This window comes from Brevibacillus formosus (genome assembly GCF_003013405.1).
Taxonomy (GTDB): Bacteria; Bacillota; Bacilli; order Brevibacillales; family Brevibacillaceae; genus Brevibacillus; species Brevibacillus formosus.
This window is the reverse complement of sequence record NZ_PXZL01000003.1, coordinates 1-5,817: the sequence shown is the minus strand read 5'-3', so window position 1 is coordinate 5,817 and position 5,817 is coordinate 1. Positions and strand designations below refer to the sequence as shown.

At 51.5% G+C, this 5,817-nt stretch carries 1 protein-coding gene; it reads right to left on the bottom strand.

Annotated features, from left to right (window positions below):
- Positions 1-4 precede the first annotated feature (4 nt).
- A partial coding sequence (locus C7R91_RS04055) for a non-ribosomal peptide synthetase (RefSeq protein ID WP_146142140.1) occupies positions 5-5,817 on the bottom strand: 5,813 nt, incomplete at its 5' end.

Here is a 5,817-nt window from a genome sequence, read left to right as displayed (position 1 = left end):
TGGATTAATTCCCCTTTCTTTTCTTCAGCTTGGAGAGAACCTTGTTTAACGCCGCCTGACTCAAGTCTGCATCCTCGAAGTCTTCGGCTCGATAGCTTTGTTTCTCCGCTTGTATCAGTGAACGCAGGATTTCCGTGAAATGACGAGCGAAAGTCTCAATGCTCGCTTCGCTATGCAATGTCTCGCTGTAAAGGAAGCTGAGGTTCAGCTTGCCACCTGTGACAGCCCCTACCACATCAATCAGATGAGCCCTTCTGTTATCCGGACTGATGTTGGAGCCTCTTTCTCCTTCCGCAAATCCAAACAGGGAATCTCCTTCTCCCGCCTGGTTGAATTGTCCCAGATAGTTAAAGCTAATCGGTGGTTGCGGAATCGCCGCTAGCTTTTCGGACACCTCGGTATCTTTCGTCAGGTAGCGCAGAATGCCGTATCCAAGGCCTTTGTTCGGAATTTGTTGAAGCTTCTCTTTGACTCTTACCAGCGCATTTTCCTGAGACATGTTCTGATCCAGTCGAATCAGGAGTGGATACATGGACGTAAACCAGCCGACCGTGCGGGAGAGATCTACCTCCGAGAACAATTCTTCACGACCGTGACCTTCCAGGTTGACTAACAGGGCTTGTTCTCCCGTCCATTTGGCGTGTGCCAATCCTAGCGCGGTCAATAGAACATCATTGATTTGCACGCGGTAACGGGACGGTACTTTCTGCAGCAAGGTTTCTGTCTCTTCTTCCTCCATTGCAATCGTAATCGTCCGGCAGTTTCCTTCTGTGTTCAACTCAGCGTCATGGATTGGCGGTGTAGTTGACACCATCTCGTCTGCTGCAGCTATCCAGTACTCCTTTTCAGCGGCAATGCGTTCAGAAGATGCGTACTCATTCATTTTTACTGCCCATGCCTTGTAGGAGGTTGTTTTTGCTGGCAATTGAATCTCTGTTCCCTCGGCAGCCTGCCTATATGCCGTTTGCAAGTCTTCGATCAGAACTCGCCATGAAACGCCGTCTACTGCCAAATGGTGGATGACAATCAGCAAACGGCCCGGTCGATCATACCCGAGATCGAAATAGACGATCTTCATGGTCGGTCCGTTTTCCAAATCTAGGCTCGCTTGTGCTTGGTGTGAAAGTTTTTCGATCCTTCTCATGTGCTGAGCTGGCGAGGTCATGCTAAGATCCTCCACGATGAGCAAAGCTTCCGATTCGACTTCTGCGTGTGTCTGCCTCCACTCTCCATCTGTGTAGGTATAACGCAGGCGGAGCGCGTCGTGGTGAGCGAGCAGATGGGTAATGGCTTGCTCCAGATGCTCTTCGTCCAATTGTTCGCTCACTTGCAGGAGCATCGATTGGTTCCAGTGATGTGGTGTTGGTTGCTCTTGCTCGAAGAACCATTTTTGGATCGGCAATAGTGGAGCTTCGCCTGTTACCATTCCTTGTTCTGCTTCCATTTTCGTGCTTTGGCCCGCAACCTTTGCTAACTCTGCAATCGTTTGATGGTCAAAAAGATTCTTCGGAGTTAGATGGATGCCAGCTTTGTTTGCACGCGCAACGATTTGAATGCTGAGGATGGAGTCGCCCCCAAGCTCAAAGAAGTTATCGTGAATGCCGATGCGATCCATTCGCAGAACGCCGCACCAGATTTCCGCCAGTTTTTGTTCGATGAGGTTGGTAGCCTCTGTAAACGAATCAACATCTTGGCTGCGATCATTGACAGGGACTGGAAGTGCTTTTCTGTCCACTTTCCCGTTTGGCGTTAGCGGCAATTCATCCAGCATGACAAAAGCGGAAGGCACCATATAATCCGGAACGTGTTCTTTGAAGTGTTGGCGAAGCTCGGCAGTGTCAACATCTTGCTCGGCTTGCTTGACCGCATAAGCGACGAGCTGTTTCTTGCCCGGTTCATCTTCGCGGACAATGACAACCGATGCGGCAAGAGCAGGATGCTTGGCTAAAACTGCCTCTACTTCACTCAGCTCGATGCGGAATCCGCGGATTTTTACCTGATTGTCGATTCGGCCGATGAATTCGATAAGACCATCTGGCAGGTAACGAACCAGGTCACCCGTCCGATAAAGCCGTGCCTGCGGATCGGTTGAGAACGGGTTTGGTACAAAGCGTTCTTCCGTCAAATCAGGACGATGCAAATATCCTTGCGCCAGACCATCTCCGCCGATGTACAGTTCACCTGTTACGCCAATCGGGACGGGCTGCATGTTGCTATCTAGTACGTACACAGTCGTATTCTTGATAGGACGGCCAATCGGGAAAGAACTAATCGTCTCTGGCAACTCCGTGACCGGATAGCAGCAGGTAAATGTCGTGTTCTCCGTTGGACCGTACCCGTTGATAATCGTGATCCCTTCGATTTCCAACGCTTTTCTTACGTGAGGAACCGAGACGACATCTCCGCCAACGAGCAGTTGCCGAACTCCCGTCAGGTACTCTTTGTGATGATCCACCATTAGCGTGAACAGTCCCGCCGTCAGCCAAAGCGTCGTAACCTTGTGCGTCTGAATGGCTTGTCCCAGTTCTTCCAGAGAAGGCAGATCAGGCGGCATCAGCACCAGCTTCGCCCCATTCAGCAAGCTGCCCCAAATCTCAAAGGTCGCCGCGTCGAATGATACGGTCGATGCTTGCAGGAAAACGTCCTGCTCTGTGATCGTCACGTAGTCGGTTTCTTTGACGAGACGGACAATGCCTCGATGGATGACAAGCGTTCCTTTTGGCAACCCGGTAGAGCCAGAGGTGTAGATCACGTAAGCGAGACTTTCCGCTGTGGTGTCAATGTCAGGTGCCTGTTCACTTTCATCGGCAATCATCGCCCAGTCCCGATCCAGACAAATCACGGTATGCTCTCCAGATGGGAGTGACGGTAAAAGCTGCTCCTGCGTAAGCAAAACAGTGACGTGAGCGTCATCCATCATGTATGCCAGACGTTCTTTCGGGTAGTCCGAATCGAGCGGTACATAAGCCCCACCAGCTTTGAGAATCCCGAGCACCCCGATCAGCATTTCGAGAGAACGCTTTACGCAGATACCGACGAGTGAACCCGAGCGAACGCCTTGCTTTTGCAGGTAGTTGGCTACTTGGTTGGCTCGTGTCTCTAATTGGGAGTAGGTAAGTGTCTGATCTCCCGATACGACTGCAATGCGATTCGGATAAAGTATCGCGGTCTGCTGGAACAATTGATCCACGCGTTGATCCCGTGGGTAAGCAGTCGTGGTGTCGTTCCATTCCACCAGCAGCTGCTCCCGTTCTGCCTGAGGCAAAAACGGCAATTGGCTAATGGTCTGCTCCGGCATTTGAGTGATGGCTTCGAGTAAGTGATGGAAGTGCTGTGACATTCTCACAATTGTCGTTTCATCAAACAGCGCTGTGTTGTACTCAAATGTTGCGATCAATCCGTTTGGTTTTTCTGCCATCGTCAATGTCAGGTCGTATTTGGCGGTGACGAGGTGTTTGTCCATATCGAATTCCGATACGCGAATACCAGCCTGTTCGTCTAAATCTAGCTGGAAGTTTTGGAGGACAAACATCACTTGGAACAGCGGCGAGTAGCTGAGACTACGCTCCAACGCCAGTTCATCGACCAATTTTTCAAACGGAAGATCTTGATGGGCATAGGCTTCTAGCGCCGTCTCCTTCACTCTTGCCAGCAAGTCATGGAATGTCGGTTCCCCTGACATGTTCGTACGGAGCACCAATGTATTAATGAAGAAACCGATGAGTGACTCGATCTCCTCCCGATTTCGCCCTGCGACAGGACTTCCGACGAGGATGTCTTCCTGTCCACTGTAGCGGTAGAGCAAAGTTTGGAAGGCAGCCAGCAAGGTCATGAACAGCGTCGATTCTTCTTTACGGCTAAGTGCTTGTAATTTGTCGAGAAGTTCACCTGCGAGTGTCGTTGAGTAAATCGCTCCCTCGTACGTTTGTACAGCAGGTCGTGAACGGTCAGTCGGCAAGGTGAGAAGCGGTTCAGCACCACTTAATTTTTTACTCCAGTAAGAAAGCTGTTCGTCTAATACCGAACCTTGGAGCCAGTCACGTTGCCATGCCGCGTAGTCAGCATACTGTACAGGCAAATCAACCAAAACTGGTAGGTCGTATTGTCTAATCGCTTCGTAGGAAGTGAACCATTCGCGAATGAATACTCCCATTGACCAGCCGTCAGAGATGATGTGATGCATGTTCAAAAGGAAGACCGTTTCTTGTTCGCTTATGCGAATCAAGGTGGTACGGAACAGCGGACCTTCGCTCAGGTTGAATGGCGTAGCTGCCTCGATTCCTGCCAGACGCTGTGTTTCTGCTTCGCTCTTGTCCGCTGGTAGCTCTCGCAAGTCGACTACACGTACCGACTGCTCTTGGTATGGGTGAACGATTTGCACGGCTTGCCCATCCACGTGGTCAAAGGTTGTCCGCAAGCTTTCGTGGCGCTGGATCAGGACCTGCAAGCTCTTGTTCCACGCCTCGATATCGAGATCCCCGTGCAATCGCATCGCGGACGGGATGTTGTACAAGGCGCTGTATGGCATCAGTCGATCCAGGAACCACAGGCGCTGCTGCGCAAAGGACAATGGCAGATGACCTTCCCGCGAAACAGGTACGATCGAAGCTCCTGTTGTGTGTTGCAAAAAGCTTCCGAGTGCTTCGGACAGTTCTGCAATGGTTGGGTTTTCGAAAAGAGTCCGGATCGGTACTTCTCCTGCAAAGGTGTCACGAAGACGGGAAATGACCCGTGTCGCTAAGAGAGAATGTCCGCCAAGCTCGAAGAAGTTGTCATGAATCCCGACCTTTTCGATACTGAGCACTTGCGACCAGATCGTGGCGACCAGCTCCTCCGTTTGGTTGCGTGGCGCTACATACTCTTGGGTAGAAGCCATCTGCCCCCACTCGGGCTCTGGCAGCTGCTTCCGGTCGATCTTGCCATTCGGTGTGAGCGGCATAGCGTCCAGCCAGACAAAGACAGATGGAACCATAAACTCCGGCAGTTTTGCTTTTGCCCAGACCGCTAAGTGAGTAGTATCTTCGCTATGTTCTTCTTTTGTCGTCACATACGCCGCCAGACGTTTGTCACTCTGCTTGTCTTCTCTTGCCATCACCACGGCTTCCTTCACAGTCGGATGGGTGCGAAGGACAGCCTCCAACTCTCCCAACTCGATCCGGTAGCCGCGAATCTTCACCTGATGGTCAATCCGACCCAAATACTCGATTTGTCCATCCGGGAGATAACGGACCAAGTCGCCGGTGCTGTACATCCGTGCGTGCGGGTCAGCATGGAATGGATTGGACAAGAATCGTTCTGCTGTCAGCTCGGGGCGATTCAGATACCCGCGCGCCAATCCTTCACCGCCAAGATACAGTTCCCCAGGTAAGCCCAACGGTACAGGCTGCAGGTTGGCATCGAGGATATACGCTTGCGTGTTGGACAATGGACGGCCAATCGTCGGTTCTGACGTGGCGCCTTTGGTGACCTGTACATACGTGGAGTACGTCGTATCTTCAGACGGACCATAGAGATTGAAGACTTTTTCCACATGCTCCAATGCGTATAGACTTTGTGCCAAGGTGTTTGGCAGTGGCTCTCCAGCCAGGTTGACCACTCGTACCGTCGACGGGATCGCGTTCATCCGCACCAGTTCTTTAGCGGCAGATGGAACGGTATTAATCAATGTCACTTCGTTGACTGCTGGCAGGCTCGGCAAATGCAAGGCGTTGTCAGCCAGGATAACCTTCCCGCCGTAGCTTACGGTCACGAATATTTCATAGACAGACAGATCGAAGCAAATAGAAGTGGATGCTAACACCCCACTCATTTCTTCAG